This is a genomic window from Streptomyces albofaciens JCM 4342 (genome assembly GCF_008634025.1).
In the GTDB taxonomy this organism is placed as follows: Bacteria; Actinomycetota; Actinomycetes; order Streptomycetales; family Streptomycetaceae; genus Streptomyces; species Streptomyces albofaciens.
The window spans coordinates 1,943,548-1,958,633 of the sequence record NZ_PDCM01000001.1; the positions used below are offsets into that span (position 1 = coordinate 1,943,548).

At 74.2% G+C, this 15,086-nt stretch carries 10 protein-coding genes and 3 tRNA genes; 9 read left to right on the forward strand and 4 right to left on the reverse strand.

Annotated elements, in window-relative coordinates; genetic code table 11:
* Positions 1-12: 12 nt before the first annotated feature.
* Positions 13-2,175, reverse strand: coding sequence for a molybdopterin oxidoreductase family protein (locus CP973_RS08805; RefSeq protein WP_150239056.1), 2,163 nt, complete (start codon positions 2,173-2,175; stop codon positions 13-15).
* 202 nt (positions 2,176-2,377) lie between these two features.
* On the opposite strand from CP973_RS08805, the gene CP973_RS08810 reads away from it, so the two are divergent.
* The 6 genes from CP973_RS08810 (at position 2,378) to CP973_RS08835 (ending at position 10,805) form a co-directional block, all read left to right on the forward strand.
* Positions 2,378-3,325: a sirohydrochlorin chelatase gene (locus CP973_RS08810; RefSeq protein WP_150239058.1), complete on the forward strand. Its 948-nt coding sequence runs from the start codon at positions 2,378-2,380 to the stop codon at positions 3,323-3,325.
* Positions 3,322-4,653, forward strand: coding sequence for a deoxyguanosinetriphosphate triphosphohydrolase (locus CP973_RS08815; RefSeq protein ID WP_150239059.1), 1,332 nt, complete (start codon positions 3,322-3,324; stop codon positions 4,651-4,653). The genes CP973_RS08810 and CP973_RS08815 overlap by 4 nt, the downstream gene beginning before the upstream one ends.
* A gap of 349 nt (positions 4,654-5,002) precedes the next feature.
* Entirely contained in the window at positions 5,003-6,280 is a 1,278-nt protein-coding gene (locus CP973_RS08820; protein ID WP_150239061.1) for an NAD(P)/FAD-dependent oxidoreductase, read from the forward strand.
* A 101-nt stretch (positions 6,281-6,381) separates the two neighbouring features.
* Positions 6,382-7,344 carry a pyridoxal-phosphate dependent enzyme gene (locus CP973_RS08825; RefSeq protein ID WP_150239063.1) on the forward strand — a complete coding sequence of 321 codons (963 nt, stop codon included), beginning with the start codon at positions 6,382-6,384 and terminating at the stop codon, positions 7,342-7,344.
* 131 nt (positions 7,345-7,475) lie between these two features.
* Positions 7,476-9,398 carry a DNA primase gene (gene dnaG / locus CP973_RS08830; protein WP_150239065.1) on the forward strand — a complete coding sequence of 641 codons (1,923 nt, stop codon included), beginning with the start codon at positions 7,476-7,478 and terminating at the stop codon, positions 9,396-9,398.
* Between the two features lie 210 nt (positions 9,399-9,608).
* Positions 9,609-10,805, forward strand: coding sequence for an RNA polymerase sigma factor (locus tag CP973_RS08835; RefSeq protein ID WP_003986866.1), 1,197 nt, complete (start codon positions 9,609-9,611; stop codon positions 10,803-10,805).
* Between the two features lie 433 nt (positions 10,806-11,238).
* On the opposite strand, the gene CP973_RS08840 is transcribed toward CP973_RS08835, so the two are convergent.
* Together CP973_RS08840 and CP973_RS08845 are read right to left on the reverse strand one after the other, a co-directional pair.
* On the reverse strand, positions 11,239-12,678 hold the full coding sequence (locus CP973_RS08840) for an FGGY family carbohydrate kinase (RefSeq protein ID WP_150239067.1): 1,440 nt from the start codon (positions 12,676-12,678) through the stop codon (positions 11,239-11,241).
* Between the two features lie 210 nt (positions 12,679-12,888).
* A complete protein-coding gene (locus CP973_RS08845; RefSeq protein ID WP_003985195.1) occupies positions 12,889-13,188 on the reverse strand; it encodes a hypothetical protein in 300 nt (99 codons plus the stop codon).
* 256 nt (positions 13,189-13,444) lie between these two features.
* Between CP973_RS08845 and CP973_RS08850 the strand changes: the two genes are divergently transcribed.
* From CP973_RS08850 to CP973_RS08860, 3 genes are all read left to right on the forward strand, one after another.
* A tRNA-Asn gene (locus CP973_RS08850) sits at positions 13,445-13,517 on the forward strand.
* 5 nt (positions 13,518-13,522) lie between these two features.
* Positions 13,523-13,595 (forward strand) — tRNA-Asn (locus CP973_RS08855).
* Positions 13,596-13,775: 180 nt separating this feature from the next.
* A tRNA-Ile gene (locus CP973_RS08860) sits at positions 13,776-13,852 on the forward strand.
* Positions 13,853-14,424: 572 nt separating this feature from the next.
* On the opposite strand, the gene CP973_RS41735 is transcribed toward CP973_RS08860, so the two are convergent.
* Complete coding sequence (locus tag CP973_RS41735) at positions 14,425-15,060, reverse strand: transposase (RefSeq protein ID WP_150239069.1); 636 nt, start codon at positions 15,058-15,060, stop codon at positions 14,425-14,427.
* Positions 15,061-15,086: the final 26 nt, after the last annotated feature.

Sequence of the window (15,086 nt, forward strand, 5' to 3'; positions counted from 1 at the left end):
CGGTGCCCCCGGTCATGCTCCGTCGGTCCTGGGGTCCACCCGCTCCACCCGCACCGCACACACCTTGAACTCCGGCATTCCCGACGTCGGGTCGAGGGCCGGGTTGGTGAGGGTGTTCGCGCGCCCCGGGCCCGGCCAGTGGAACGGCATGAAGACCGTGTCGGCGCGGATCGCCTCGCTGTAGCGGGCGGGGGCCACCGCGCGGCCACGGCGGGAGGTCACCGCCACCGGGTGGCCGTCCTCGATGCCGTGCTGCCGGGCGAGGCGCGGGTGGATCTCCACGTACGGGCCGGGGGCGGCGGCGTTCAGGCCGGGGACGCGGCGGGTCTGGGCGCCCGACTGGTACTGGGCCAGGACCCGGCCGGTGGTCAGGAGCACCGGGTACGCCTCGTCCGGCTCCTCGGCGGCGGGGCGGTGGGTGACCGGGACGAAGCGGGCCCGGCCGTCGGGTGTCGCGAAGCGGTCCAGGAAGAGGCGCGGGGTGCCGGGGTGGTCCTCGTCGGCGCAGGGCCAGAAGACGCCGTCCTCGGTGGCGATCCGCCGGTAGGTGATGCCGGCGTAGTCGGCCGGGCCGCCGGCCGAGGCGCGGCGCAGTTCGTCGAAGACCTCTTCCGGGTCGGCGGGGAACCCCTTCTCCCAACCCAGGTGCGCGGCAAGGGCGTTGAGGATCTGGAGGTCGGTGCGGACGCCGGGGGGCGGGGCCAGGGCGCGGCGGCGCAGCAGTACCCGGCCCTCCAGGTTCGTGGTGGTCCCGGTCTCCTCCGCCCACTGGGCGACCGGCAGCACCACGTCCGCCAGCGCCGCCGTCTCCGACAGCACGACATCGGCCACCGCCAGGAAGTCCAGCGCCCGGACGCGCTGCTCGACGTGGGCGGCGCGGGGTGCGGAGACGACGGGGTTGGAGCCCATGAGGAGCAGGGCCCGAATGTCCCGGCCCAGCGCGTCCAGCAGCTCGTACGCGCTGCGGCCGGGCCCCGGGAGCGACTCCGGCGGTACGCCCCACACACCCGCCACATGCGCCCGCGCGGCCGGATCGGCCAGCTTGCGGTAGCCCGGCAACTGGTCCGCCTTCTGGCCGTGTTCACGCCCGCCCTGCCCGTTGCCCTGGCCGGTCAGGCACCCGTAGCCGGACCGTTCGCGGCCCGCCCGCCCGGTCGCCAGGCACAGGTTGATCCACGCGCCCACCGTGTCCGTCCCCTTCGCCTGCTGTTCGGGGCCGCGTGCCGTCAGCACCATCGAGCTGTCCGCGTCGCAGAACAGGCCGACCGCGGCGCGCAGTTGGGGTACCGGTACACCGGTGATCCGCTCGACCAGCTCCGGCCAGTGCGCCATCGCGGCGGCCCGTGCCGCGGGCCAGCCGCTGGTGCGGGCCGCGATGAACTCCTCGTCCGTACGCCCCTCCGCCACCACCAGGTGCAGCAGCCCCAGCGCGAGCGCCAGATCGGTGCCGGGGCGCGGCGCCAGGTGCAGGTCCGCCTGCTCGGCGGTGCGGGTACGGCGCGGATCGACGACGATCAGCCGGCCGCCGTTCTCCTTCAGCTCCGTCAGATAGCGCAGCGCGGGCGGCATCGTCTCGGCCAGGTTCGAGCCGACGAGCAGCACACAGCCGGTGCGGGCGACGTCGGCCAGCGGGAACGGCAGCCCGCGGTCCAGGCCGAAGGCCCGCTGGTGCGCGGCGGCGGCCGAGGACATGCAGAACCGGCCGTTGTAGTCGATCTGCGAGGTGCCGAGCACCACCCGCGCGAACTTGCCCAGCGCGTACGCCTTCTCGTTGGTCAGCCCGCCCCCGCCGAAGACGCCCACCGCATCCTTGCCGTAGGCCGCGCCGGCACGGGACAGACCGTCGGCCACCCGGCGCAGCGCCGTCTCCCAGTCCGCCGGTACGAGGCGGCCGGTCGCGGTGTCCCGTACCAGCGGCTCGGTCAGCCGGGCGCCCGGCGCGAGCAGTTCGGCGGCGGTGCGGCCCTTGCCGCACAGGGCGCCCCGGTTGACGGGGAACGCCGGGCGCTCCACGACCTCGGCCGGGGGACCGGCGGCGCCCGCCGGGGCGCGGCGCAGGCCCATGCCGCACTGGAGGGAGCAGTACGGGCAGTGCGTCTCCACGGGCGCGCCGGCGTGCGCTTCCTGCGGCGGACCCGCCGGGTCGGTGCTGGTGCGGGGGGTGGCGGCAGTCATGCGGCCAGCCTGCGGCCTGCGTGTTTCCGCTGGTCCGGAGCGGCGTTACGGGCCGGGGAAGCGCGCCTCACGGTGGCGGTGCCGAGGAGGTGAGGAGCCCGGTCCGTACTTCACGTACGGCCGCCGCACCGCGACAGCCACCCGAAACCCGCCGTCACATCCGCGCAACGGCACCGCAACGACCGGCTGCCAGGCTCCCTCCATGACGGCGTCGACACCGACCCCACCGCCCGCGGGCCCCTCCGGCCGCGCGGTCCCCTTCGACAGTACGGCGCAGATCATGACGGAGATCACCACCCAGCTCGGCGAACGGCTCGGCCGGGTCAGGCTGTACGGCCTGCCCCGCCGCGCCCCGGCCGCGCCCCGCCCCGCTCCCGGCGCCGCGGCGGCCCGGGAGGCGCCCCCGCTCGTCGCGGTGGCGCACGGCAGCCGCGACCCCCGCGCACTGCGCACCGTGACCGCCCTCCTGGACCGGGTGCGCGCCCTGCGCCCCGGCCTCACCGTCCGCCTCGGCCACATCGAACTGAACGCGCCCCTGCTCCCCGACACACTGGCGCGGCTGAGCGGCCCGGCCGTCGTCGTACCGCTGCTGCTCGCCCGCGGCCACCACGTCGGCCACGACATCCCCGCGGCGCTTGAGGACGCCCCTCACCTCACGGCGCGCCTCGCCCGTCCGCTCGGCCCCCACCCCCTGCTCGCCGAAGCCCTGCACGCGCGCCTCGAAGGGGCCGGTGCCCGGCGGCCGGGCGCCGTCGTGCTGGCCGCCGCCGGATCGCGCGCCCCCGAGTCGGCCGCCGACACGGCCCGTACGGCGCGGCTCCTGTCCGACCGGCTCGGCGGCGTACCCGTCCTGCCCGCCTACGCCTCCGCACCCGCGGACGGGGGCCCGCCCGGCACCCCGCTCTCCGTCCCCGCCGCGCTGCGCGCCCTCGCCGCCCGCGGCCACCACCGCCCGGCCCTCGCCTCCTGCTTCACCGCGCCCGGCCGCTTCGCCGCCCAGTGCGCCGCCGCGGCCCCCGGGCCCGCCGCCGCGCCGCTCGGCGACCACCCCGCGCTGGCCCGGCTGGTGCTGCACCGTTACGACCAGGCACTCGCTGCGCGCAGCGCATACGACCACGACTCCACCCGGGCGGCTACCGTCGCCGTATGACGGGCACACGAACGACGGTCGGCCGCGAAGCCGGCCACAACGGCACGGGCTACGGCCCGGCCGACACCGAACGCTGGGTCACCGAGCCCGACAAACGCCCGGGACGCACCGCCTTCCAGCGCGACCGGGCCCGGGTGCTGCACTCCGCCGCGCTGCGCCGGCTGGCGGGCAAGACCCAGGTGGTCACGCCCGGCACCACCGAGCACCTGTGGGACGCCAGCCCCCGCACCCGCCTGACCCACTCCCTGGAGTGCGCCCAGGTCGGCCGGGAACTCGGCGCGGCCCTCGGCTGCGACCCGGACCTGGTCGAGACCGCCTGCCTCGCGCACGACCTGGGCCACCCGCCGTTCGGGCACAACGGCGAGCAGGCGCTGAACGAGGTCGCCGCGCCCTGCGGCGGCTTCGAGGGCAACGCCCAGTCGCTGCGGCTGCTCGCCCGCCTGGAACCGAAACGGTTCGTCCCGGACGCGGACGGTACGGCCGTCAGCGTCGGGCTCAACCTCACCCGGGCCGCGCTGGACGCCGCGACCAAGTACCCGTGGCCGCGCGGCGGGCACCCGACCGACCCCGGTTCGCCCAAGTTCGGGGTCTATGAGGACGACCTGCCGGTCTTCGCCTGGTTCCGGCAGGGCGCCCCCGAGGCCGCGCGCAGCTTCGAGGCGCAGGTCATGGACTGGGCCGACGACGTGGCGTACTCGGTGCACGACGTCGAGGACGGGCTGCACGCCGGCTACCTGGACCCCAACTGCCTGCTCGCCGAGCCCGAACGTGCCGAAGTGTTCGCGATCGCCGCGGAACGTTACGCGCCCGGCGCGGACCCCGCGGAACTGGGCGCCGCCCTCGACCGCCTGCTCGACCAGGAATGGTGGCCGCACGGCTACGACGGCACGGCCGTCGCCCAGGCCCGGCTGAAGGACGCCACCAGCCAGCTGATCGGCCGCTTCTGCCTGGCGGCCGAGACCGCCACCCGCGCCGCGTACGGGACCGGACGGCTCACCCGGCACCGCGCGCGGCTCGTCGTGCCGGCCGGAACCCGGCTGGAATGCGCCGTGTTGAAGGCCGTGGCGGAACGGTACGTCATGCGCCGGCCCGACCAGGAAGCGCTCCGCGCCGACCAGCGCGTGATCATCGCCGAACTCGCCGAGGCGCTCATCGCCCGCGCCCCGGACGGCCTCGACCCGCAGTTCCGGTTCCTGTACGACCAGGCCGAGGCGGCCGGTGACGACACCGCGCGGATGCGCGCCCTGATCGACCAGATCGCCGCCCTGACCGACGCCTCGGCACGTTCTCTGCACGCCCGGCTCACCCGGCCGCGTGGCACGCTCTGAGCAGCGGCACCGGCGCCGCCGGGGCATCCTGGGCGGGGCCCGTGCGACTCCTGGGTAACCGGGCCCCTCGGCCCCCTTCCCGCAGCACGCCGGGTGCGGGACGCTCGGGCTTGAGTGTGGCGAACCAGGGAAACACATCAGGGGCACAACGGGGTGGCCGGCCGCCGGACGCGGTGCGCCGCCCGGTGCCCGGACGGCCTGGGGGAGTGCCCTCGCCCGGCGTCACACGACCGGGCGGGGACACGCGGGCGGCAGCACGCGGCCCGCGCACTGCGGGGGTAGAACGGGGACACCGATCGGGGGGCGTTCACGGACGCGGACGCACCGCGCCGCAGCGAGGAGGAAGCAAGTGGTCGACGCACACCAGACGTTCGTCATCGTCGGGGGTGGCCTGGCCGGGGCAAAGGCCGCCGAGACCCTTCGTGCGGAAGGCTTCACCGGCCGGGTGATACTGATCTGTGACGAGCGCGACCACCCGTACGAGCGCCCCCCGCTCTCCAAGGGGTACCTGCTCGGCAAGGAGGAGCGCGACAGCGTCTTCGTCCACGAGCCCGCCTGGTACGCCGGCGCGGACATCGAACTGCACCTCGGCCAGCCCGCCGTCCACCTCGACCGCGCGGCCCGCACCGTACGGCTCGGCGACGGCACCTTGATCGCGTACGACAAGCTGCTGCTGGCCACCGGCGCCGAGCCGCGCCGCCTGGAGATCCCCGGCACGGGCCTGGTCGGCGTCCACCACCTGCGCCGCATCGCGCACGCCGAGCGGCTGCGCGGCGTCCTGCACTCCCTCGGCCGGGACAACGGCCACCTCGTGATCGCCGGTGCCGGCTGGATCGGCCTGGAGGTCGCCGCCGCCGCGCGCTCGTACGGCGCCGAGGTGACCGTCGTCGAACCCGAGCCGACCCCGCTGCACAGCGTCGTCGGCCCCGAACTGGGCAGCCTCTTCACCGACCTGCACTCCGAGCACGGCGTCCGCTTCCACTTCGGCGCCCGGCTCACCGAGATCGCCGGGCAGGACGGCGTGGTGCTGGCCGCGCGCACCGACGACGGCGAGGAGCACCCCGCCCACGACGTGCTCGCCGCGATCGGCGCCGCGCCGCGCACCGCCCTGGCCGAACAGGCCGGGCTGGCCCTGGTCGACCCGGCGTACGGCGGAGGCGTCGCGGTCGACGCCGCGCTGCGCACCTCCGACCCGAACATCTTCGCGGCGGGCGATGTCGCCGCCTTCCCGTACTCCCTGCTGCCGCCCGGGAACGGCGAGCCGGCCGTCCTGCGCGTCGAGCACTGGGCCAACGCCCTGAACGGCGGCCCCGCCGCCGCCCGCGCCATGCTCGGCCAGGAGGTCGCCTACGACCGCATCCCGTACTTCTTCTCCGACCAGTACGACATCGGCCTGGAGTACTCCGGCTACGCGCCCCCCGGGTCCTACGACCAGGTCGTGTGCCGCGGCGATGTCGGCAAGCGCGAGTTCATCGCCTTCTGGCTCTCCGAGGGGCGGCTGCTGGCGGGCATGAACGTCAACGTGTGGGACGTCACCGACCCGATCCAGAAGCTCATCCGCTCGGGCCGGGCCCTCGACCCGAACGCGCTGGCCAACCCGGACGTGGCGCTGGACTCGCTGCTCTGAGCCCGGGGCGCCCGGTACGCCCGTCCGCCGGGCGGGGTGGCCGACCCGCCCGGCGGACGGGGTACCCGTACCGCAGCCAACGCCCGAAGAGAGAGTCAGCCATGCCCGAAGCCACCGTCACACCGGACGACGTCCGGGAAGCCGCCGCCCGCCTCAAGGGCGTCGTCCACCGCACCCCCGTGCTGCGTTCCCGCACCCTCGACCGCCTGGTCGGCGCCGAGGTTCACCTCAAGTGCGAGAACTTCCAGCGCGTCGGCGCGTTCAAGTTCCGCGGCGCCTACCACGCCGTCTCCCGGCTGGCGCCGGAGCAGCTGGCGCGCGGCGTCGCGGCGTTCTCCTCCGGCAACCACGCCCAGGCGGTCGCGCTGGCCGCCCGGGAGCTGGGCAGCAGCGCCGTCATCCTCATGCCCGAGGACGCGCCGCGCTCCAAGCGGGACGCGACCGAGGGATACGGCGCCGAGATCGTCACGTACGACCGGTACACCGGCGACCGGGCCGCGCTCGGCACGCGGCTGGCCGCCGACCGTGGCCTGGCCCTGATTCCGCCGTACGACCACCCGCACGTCATCGCCGGGCAGGGCACCGCGGCGCTGGAGCTGATCGAGGACACCGGCCCGCTGGACGCCCTGCTCACGCCGGTCGGCGGGGGCGGGCTGATGGCGGGCTCGGCGCTCGCCGCCACCGCGCTGTCGCCCGGCATCCGCATGATCGGCGTCGAGCCGGAGGCCGGGGACGACACCCGGCGCTCGCTGGCGGCCGGCGAGCGGGTCCGCATCCCGGTACCGCGCACCATCGCCGACGGGCAGGCGCTGACCGAACCGGGCGAGCTGACCTTCGCGATCAACCGGCGGCTGCTGGACTCGGTGGTGCTGGTCGGCGACGACGAGATTCGGGCCGCGATGCGGCTGGCCTTCGAGCGGTTGAAGATCGTCACCGAGCCGAGCGGGGCCAGCGCGCTGGCCGCCCTGCTGGCCGGGGCCGTCGAGCCGCTGCCGCGCCGCGTCGGCGTGGTGATCTCCGGCGGCAACATCGGGCTGGACCGGTTTCTGGAGCTGATGGGGTGAGCGGCGCGCCGGTACGCCCCCGGTAACGACCGGCGGTTCCGCCCCGCCGGTCCGTCCCCGGAGCGTGCGGCGGTCCCGCCCGCCGCACGGGTCCGGGCGGGACTGTCGTACCCCACCCGTAGAATTCAGGCGTGGCAGGCAGGATCAACGATGACGACGTGAAGGCGGTGCGGGACGCGGTCCCGATCGACGCCGTCGTGTCCGAGTACCTCCAGTTGCGCAACGCGGGCGGCGGCAACCTCAAGGGACTGTGCCCCTTCCACGACGAGAAGTCCCCGTCCTTCCACGTCAGCCCGGCCAAGGGGCTCTACCACTGCTTCGGCTGCCAGGAGGGCGGCGACGTCGTCGACTTCATCATGAAGCTCGACCACCTCTCCTTCGCCGAGACCATCGAGCGCCTCGCCTCCCAGGCCGGCATCACCCTGCGCTACGAGGAGGGCGGCTACGCCCCCGGCCGCCAGCAGGGCGAGCGCACCCGCCTGGTCGAGGCCCACAAGGCCGCCGCCCAGTTCTACGCGGAGCAGCTGGACGGCCCCGAGGCCGAGATCGGCCGCAGGTTCCTCGCCGACCGCGGCTTCGACCAGACCGCCGCCCAGCACTTCGGCGTCGGCTACAGCCCGGCCGGCTGGGACCACCTCACCCGCTTCCTGCGCGGCCGCGGCTTCAGCGACAAGGAACTGATCCTCTCCGGCCTCTCCCAGGACGGCCGCCGCGGCCCCATCGACCGCTTCCGCGGCCGCCTGATGTGGCCGATCCGCGACATCGCCGGCGAGGTCGTCGGCTTCGGCGCCCGCAAGCTGCGCGACGACGACAACGGCCCCAAGTACCTGAACACCCCCGAGACCCCCCTCTACCGCAAGTCCCAGGTCCTGTACGGCATCGACCTCGCCAAGAAGGAGATCGCCAAGACCAACCGCGCGGTCGTCGTCGAGGGCTACACCGACGTCATGGCCTGCCACCTCGCCGGCATCACCAGCGCCATCGCCACCTGCGGCACCAGCTTCGGCGAGGGCCACATCAAGATCCTGCGCCGGCTGCTGATGGACAACTCCGGCTCCGAGGTCGTCTTCACCTTCGACGGCGACGCGGCCGGGCAGAAGGCCGCGCTGCGCGCCTTCGAGGACGACCAGAAGTTCGCCGCCCAGACCTCCATCGCCATCACCCCCGGCGGCATGGACCCGTGCGACCTGCGCCTGGCCAAGGGCGACGCGGCCGTCGCGGACCTGGTGGAGTCGCGTACGCCGCTGTTCGAGTTCGCGCTGCGGCAGGTCGTCGCCCGGCACAACCTCGACACGGCGGTGGGCCGCGCCGCCGCCCTGGACGAGGCCGCGCCCATCGTCGCCAACATCAAGAACAGCTCCATCCAGCACGAGTCCGCCGTGCAGCTGGCCGGGATGCTCGGCATCCTCGACACCCAGTTCGTGGTCCGCCGGGTCGGCCAGCTCGCCCGCTGGGCGCGCGAGCGCGGCCGGGACGGCCACAACGGCCAGGACCCGTCCCGTACGGGCCGCCGCGCCGCCCAGCAGGCCCCGGACACCGCCCAGCAGCCGCCCGGACCGCGCGGCCCCGCGCTGAACCTCCGCAGCCCCGCCCACCGCGTCGAGCGCGAACTGCTCAAGCTGGCCCTCCAGCGCCCCGACCTGGTCTCGCCCGCCTTCGACGCGTACGGCGCCGACGAATTCACCGCGCCCCCGTACGCGACCGTCCGCCGCTGCATCGAGGACGCCGGCGGCACCCTGTCGGCCGCGGGCGACAACACATACCTCGCCCGGGTGCGCGAGGCCGCCCCCGACGACACGGTCCGCTCCCTGGTCACCGAGCTGGCCGTGGAGCCGCTGCACACCCGCCGCGACCCCGACGAGGCCTACGCCGGCGTCCAGTTGGTCGCCGTCCGGCTGGCCGCCGTCAACAGCCGCGTCACGGAGATCCGCGGCGCCCTCCAGCGCCTCGGTCCGAACGCCGACCCCCAGCACCTGGCCTCCGTCCAGAACGAGCTGTGGGTCCTCCAGCAGTACGGCCAGTCGCTGCGCGAGCGGGGATACGCGGCGCTGTAGGAGCGCCGTGCGCCGCGTCGTCCTGTGCCTCGTGGCCAGTTGCCGTACGGGCAGGCTCCGAGCGCGCCTATACCGTCCCGCCGACCCGCCCCGGCCGCCCCTACCCGGCCGGTCCTTACCCCGCCGTAGCCGCTCGGTCACCGTGCGGACCCAAAAAGTGCCCGCACGCCCCTCGTGGCGGGACTGTGTCGTACTCCACACTGAGGAGCGGTGCCTGAGTCCTCGGAGCGCGGCGGGTCCGGGTGTACCGAACCGGAATCCCCCGCGGAACCGCTCTTGATGTACGGGACGGACAGCGGCTCGGCCGCAGACGCTCCCGGCCTTTCCGCCGCCTCAGCAGCGTTCACACTGGAGGTCGCCCCCGTGCAGACCCGGACCCTCGCCGACGCGCCGGCCGCGCAGACGGCCACCGTGCCGCAGCAGGCCGAGCCGCCCGCGCCCGAAATCCTCGTGGAGGAGATCGCCCCGGAGCCGCCGCCGCGTCCCGAGGCGGGCGGCCCCTCCTCCGACCTGTTCCGCCAGTACCTCCGGGAGATCGGCCGGATACCGCTGCTGACCGCCGTGGAGGAGGTCGAGCTGGCCCGCCGCGTCGAGGCCGGCCTGTTCGCCGAGGAGAAGCTGCGGCTCGCCCCCGACCTGGACTCCCAACTGGCCCTGGACCTGGACAAGCTGGTCGTCCTCGGCCGGATGGCCAAGCGCCGCCTCATCGAGGCCAACCTGCGTCTGGTCGTCTCCGTCGCCAAGCGCTACGTCGGCCGTGGCCTGACCATGCTCGACCTCGTCCAGGAGGGCAACCTCGGGCTGATCCGCGCCGTGGAGAAGTTCGACTACGCCCGCGGCTACAAGTTCTCCACGTACGCCACCTGGTGGATCCGCCAGGCCATGTCCCGCGCCCTGGCCGACCAGGCCCGCACCATCCGCGTCCCGGTGCACGTGGTCGAACTGATCAACCGGGTCGTCCGGGTCCAGCGCCGGATGCTCCAGGAGCGCGGCTACGAGCCCGCCCCCGAGGAGGTCGCCGCCCAGCTCGACCTGCCCCCGGAACGCGTCAGCGAGGTGCTGCGGCTCGCCCAGGAGCCGGTCTCCCTGCACGCCCCCGTCGGCGAGGAGGACGATGTCGCGCTCGGCGACCTCATCGAGGACGGCGACGCCGCGTCCCCCGTCGAATCGGCCGCCTTCCTCCTGCTGCGCGAACACCTCGAAGCGGTGCTCTCCACCCTCGGCGAGCGCGAGCGCAAGGTCGTTCAGCTGCGGTACGGCCTCGTCGACGGCCGCCCGCGCACGCTGGAGGAGATCGGCCGGATCTTCGGCGTCACCCGCGAACGCATCCGCCAGATCGAGTCCAAGACGCTGAACAAGCTGCGGGACCACGCGTTCGCGGACCAGCTCAGGGGATATCTGGACTAGGCGGGGCGGGGCGGACCGGCCGGGGCGGGCTGGCCGGGCCGGGGCGGGCTGGCCGGGACGGGGCGGGCCGGCCGGGACGGGGCGGGCCGGCCGGGACGGGGTGGCGATGACGTCCGGCTCCGATCAGCGACTGTCGGGGCGGCCGGGGACGGGGCGACGACTCCCGGCCCCGACCAGCGGGGGCCGTCGGGTCAGCCGGGGAAAGGGGCAGCGGTGACGTGCGGTCCCGACCAGTGGCCGCGGGGCCGGCCGGGGACGGGACGGCGACGACGCCAGGCCCCGACCGCCGACTGCCGACCGCCGACCGCCCACCGCCGGGTCAGCCGGGGAAAGGGGCAGCGGTGACGTCCGGCCCCGACCCGCGGCCGCCGGGCCGACAGGTCACCACCTGGGAACGCGGCTTGCAGGCCACCACCGAAAAGCGCGGCATCGCTCACTGACTCGACAGGAACGCCCCCGCGTAGCTCTCCTCCCGCACCGCGATGTACTGCTGGCGCACCGCCTGCCCGACCGGCAGGTCCTCGCCGGGCTCGAAGACCTGGCTGGCCGCCGCGGGCCAGCGCGGCGGCTCGTGCGGCGCCAGGGTGCCGTGCGCCGCGCCCAGTGCCCACGCCGCCTGCCGTGCCGCGCCCAGCGCCGCGTAGTCCGCCGGCTGCGGCACCACGACCTGCGCCCCGAAGAGCCCCGGCGCCGCCGCCTGCACGGCGCCCAGCTCGGCCGCCGCGCCCAGCAGGAACACCCGGCGCACCTCGACACCGCGCCCGCGCAGCACGTCCAGCGCGTCCGCGAGCCCGCACAGCATGCCCTCGAAGGCCGCCCGCGCCAGGTGCTCCGGCTTCATGCTCTCGCGGCGCAGCCCGTGCAGCGAGCCGGCCGTGTGCGGCAGGTGCGGCGTCCGCTCGCCCTCCAGGTACGGCAGCAGCACCAGTCCGTACGAGCCCGGCGTCGACTTCAGGGCCAGCTCGGACAGCCCCGGCAGATCGGTGCCCAGCATCTCGGCCGTGCCGCGCAGCACCCGTACGGCGTTGCTCGTGTGCACCACCGGCAGGTGCATCCCCGTCGCGTCCGCGAACGAGGTGATCGTGCCGTTGGAGTCCGCCAGCGCCTCGTGGTGGATGCCGAAGACGGAACCGGAGGCGCCCAGCGACACCACCGCGTCGCCCGCGCCGACCCCCAGCCCGAACGCGGCGGCCATCGTCTCGCCCGTACCGGCGGAGATCAGCAGCCCCTCCGGCGTGAACCCGGCGGTGCCGGACGGACCCAGCACCTCCGGCAGCCGCACCTGGTGCCCGAGCGCCAGCTCCACCAGGTCGGGCCGGTACGCGCCGGTGGCCGCCGACCAGTAGCCGGTCCCGGAGGCGCCGCCCCGGTCGGTCGTACGCCGTGCCGGGCGCCCCAGCAACTGCCACACCAGCCAGTCGTGCGGCTGCAGGACCTCCGCGACGCGCGCCGCGTTCGCCGGTTCGTTACGGGCCAGCCAGCGCAGCTTGGTCAGCGGCTGGGCGGCGTGCGGAACGGCGCCGATGGCCTGCGTCCAGGCGGCCCGCCCGCCGAGCGCGTCGGTCAGGTCGGCCGCCGCGCTCTGCGCCCGCTTGTCGTTGCCGACCAGCGCGGGCCGTACGAGGGCGCCGTCGGCGTCCAGCGGCAGCATCCCGTGCTGCTGCGCGGAGACCCCGATCGCCTGTACGCCCTCCAGGAGCCCGTTGCCCGCGGCCTCGCCGAGTGACATCAGCCACGCCTGCGGGTCGATCTCGTGTCCCTTTTCGGCGGGGTGCGGCGCGTACCCCTGCCTGATGACGGCACCCGTGTCCGCGTCGCAGACCACGATCCGTGTGCTTTCGGACGAACTGTCCAGCCCGGCGACTATCCCCATGCCCCCAGATGATGCCCCATGCGCGGGACGCGGCGGCCGTCAGGTTCACACCCCCGTGGACGGGGGAGGCGGGCGCGGACGGCCGGTTCACGCGGTGTGCGGGGTGGGAACCCGGCGGCCGCCCGCGCCCGGTGTGCGGGGTGGGAATCCGGCGGCCGCCCGCGCCCGGTGTGCGGTGTGCGAACCCGGCCGGCCGCCCGCGCCCGGTGATCACGTATTGCTCGTACCCCAGTCGTCCGCGTCACCGCCGCGCTGCTCGCGCAGCGAACGGATGCGCGCGGCCACCGGCCCCGGCATCCGGTCCCCGACCTTCTCCGACACCTTGTCGAACGCCTTCGTGGCCACCTCGCGGCCGCCGAGCGCCGCGGACTCGGCGGTGTTCCGGACGGCCGGGTTCTGTGTGATCCGCCGGGCGCTCTTACGGAGCTGCTCGTAGCGCTCCCGGCCCGCTTTGGTGCCGAGCACGTACCCGATGGCCAGTCCCGTCATGAACGTGAGCCGGTAGCGCATCGTCGCTCCACCTTCCCTCTCGTCGGTCTCGCTCGCGCGCGCTGTGCGCCGGTCCGGCGGGCTGTGCTGCGCGCTCTGCCCGCGGGTCCGCCGGTCTGTGCTGCCCGCCTACCCGCGCACCAGAAGATCATCCGGGGCCACCCGCGGCCATACCGATTGGCGGAGCACCCCCCTGCTTGCGCTAATGTATGTCCAGCAGCGAGCGCACGCCGTCCGGAGCCCCCGGATCGGAGTGCATTCGAGGCACACGGAGCATTCCCCTGTAGCTCAATTGGCAGAGCAGCCGGCTGTTAACCGGCAGGTTACTGGTTCGAGTCCAGTCGGGGGAGCTCGGTCCCCTGTAGCTCAATTGGCAGAGCATTCGGCTGTTAACCGGAGGGTTACTGGTTCGAGTCCAGTCGGGGGAGCAGGACGGAAGAAGGCCCCCTCGGGGGCCTTTTTCCTGTGCGGAGGGAACCGAACCCCCGGTGATCCAAGTCCTCTTGGTCGAGCATGGCGGCCCATCGAGGACCCACCCGCGCAGCAGATCGTATGAGCGGCTATGCTGCGGCAGACGGCGCGCACAAATGTGCGCGGCGCGCCGTTTCGGGGCGGTAGCTCAGCCGGTTAGAGCAGCGGACTCATAATCCGTCGGCCGTGGGTTCGAGTCCCACCCGCCCCACCAGTGCACATCAGTGCAGAATCGATCTGACCTGCACAAACGCGAGCAGAGGGTGGCTCTACGTCAGGCGTTTGCCTCTGGTTGCGAGGCAAGCGGGCGCCTGTGTGGCCTGGCAGAGCCCTGGGGCCCTCGTGACCTGGAGTTCAGGAGCGGGGGCTGGGTAGGAGCCGTGGCTGATGGCTCCGCGGTCCCTGCACGAGGCACTCCGCCCGAAGCGAACGCAGACTGGACGTGATCTCCACCGGCTCACGACAGAACCTGCGCGGCTCATCTCAAGATGCCCTTCCGGGAGACCTCGGTGGATGCAGAGAGCGTCTGGGGTGCGAATCCTTCGGAGTGGGGGTTCCACCGGTCGGGCAGGTCATGGCTCCACCCGCCTTCCCGACCGGAGCCCCGGGCCTGCAGCGGCCGTGTGACGGTGTTGCCGTCCGGGGCGTACGCGTACGACCGCGAAGCGCGAGCGCATCGCCCCTCGGGCGCCTTGGTCCCGGGGATCTCGGAGAAGCTCTCGTGGCTCAGGGGCAAGGAGTAAGAAGCGTGGGCGGCAAGGGGCGGTGGGGCCAGCGGTAGCGGGGTTAAGGCCGGCAGTCGTTGGCGTGCTTGCGTCCGGTTGCTCCGGGGGTTGTGTCGAATGAGTGAGCGGACATGTGGGCGCCGACGGTCGGCACATGCTCCAGGTCGCTCTCGGCAAGAGCGGTCCGAGAACTCGCCGCGGTGCCGTAGGCCGCGTCGGCGAGCACGACACAAGGCGGCAGGCCCCGGGTGGGGGAGACCGTCGAGGGCGTCCAAGGCGAGCTGTCACTTCTCGCGGTGCCCTGTGCCCGTCGGCATCCTGAACACCCGGCGGCATGCGACGTCTTCGGTCCAAGTCCTCGGTAGGAACGGGCGTCGAGAGAGGGCAGTGCCGCGGCGGTGACGGGGTGCACACTCACCGGGACCTGGCAGTTGGTCCGCTTGCCCAGTGCACCCCAGTACTGATGGGCCACTCCGACCAACATCCAACCGTCCTTGCGCCAGGACACGGCGTCACTGTCCACGTCCGGGGATGGATCAGCGCTGTCATGCCCTCGGCGATGCGTCGCCGTGCCGTGCCGGATCCCGGGCGAACTGGTCGACGAACTCTCGCGGGCCCCGCTCATCGCCGTCCGCGAGCCGGCCGGCCATCGCACGGACGGACTTGTGTCTCCGGGCATGGCTGATGCCGTACTCATTCCCGATCCTGGGCTTGTGCGAGGGA

Excerpts from the sequence above, each read along its gene's own strand:
- CP973_RS08805 (WP_150239056.1), bottom strand. The coding sequence starts at position 2,175 with ATGACTGCCGCCACCCCCCGCACCAGCACCGACCCGGCGGGTCCGCCG.
- CP973_RS08810 (WP_150239058.1), top strand. The coding sequence starts at position 2,378 with ATGACGGCGTCGACACCGACCCCACCGCCCGCGGGCCCCTCCGGCCGC.
- CP973_RS08815 (WP_150239059.1), top strand. The coding sequence starts at position 3,322 with ATGACGGGCACACGAACGACGGTCGGCCGCGAAGCCGGCCACAACGGC.
- CP973_RS08825 (WP_150239063.1), top strand. The coding sequence starts at position 6,382 with ATGCCCGAAGCCACCGTCACACCGGACGACGTCCGGGAAGCCGCCGCC.
- CP973_RS08840 (WP_150239067.1), bottom strand. The coding sequence starts at position 12,678 with ATGGGGATAGTCGCCGGGCTGGACAGTTCGTCCGAAAGCACACGGATC.
- CP973_RS08845 (WP_003985195.1), bottom strand. The coding sequence starts at position 13,188 with ATGCGCTACCGGCTCACGTTCATGACGGGACTGGCCATCGGGTACGTG.
- CP973_RS41735 (WP_150239069.1), bottom strand. The coding sequence starts at position 15,060 with ATGAGTACGGCATCAGCCATGCCCGGAGACACAAGTCCGTCCGTGCGA.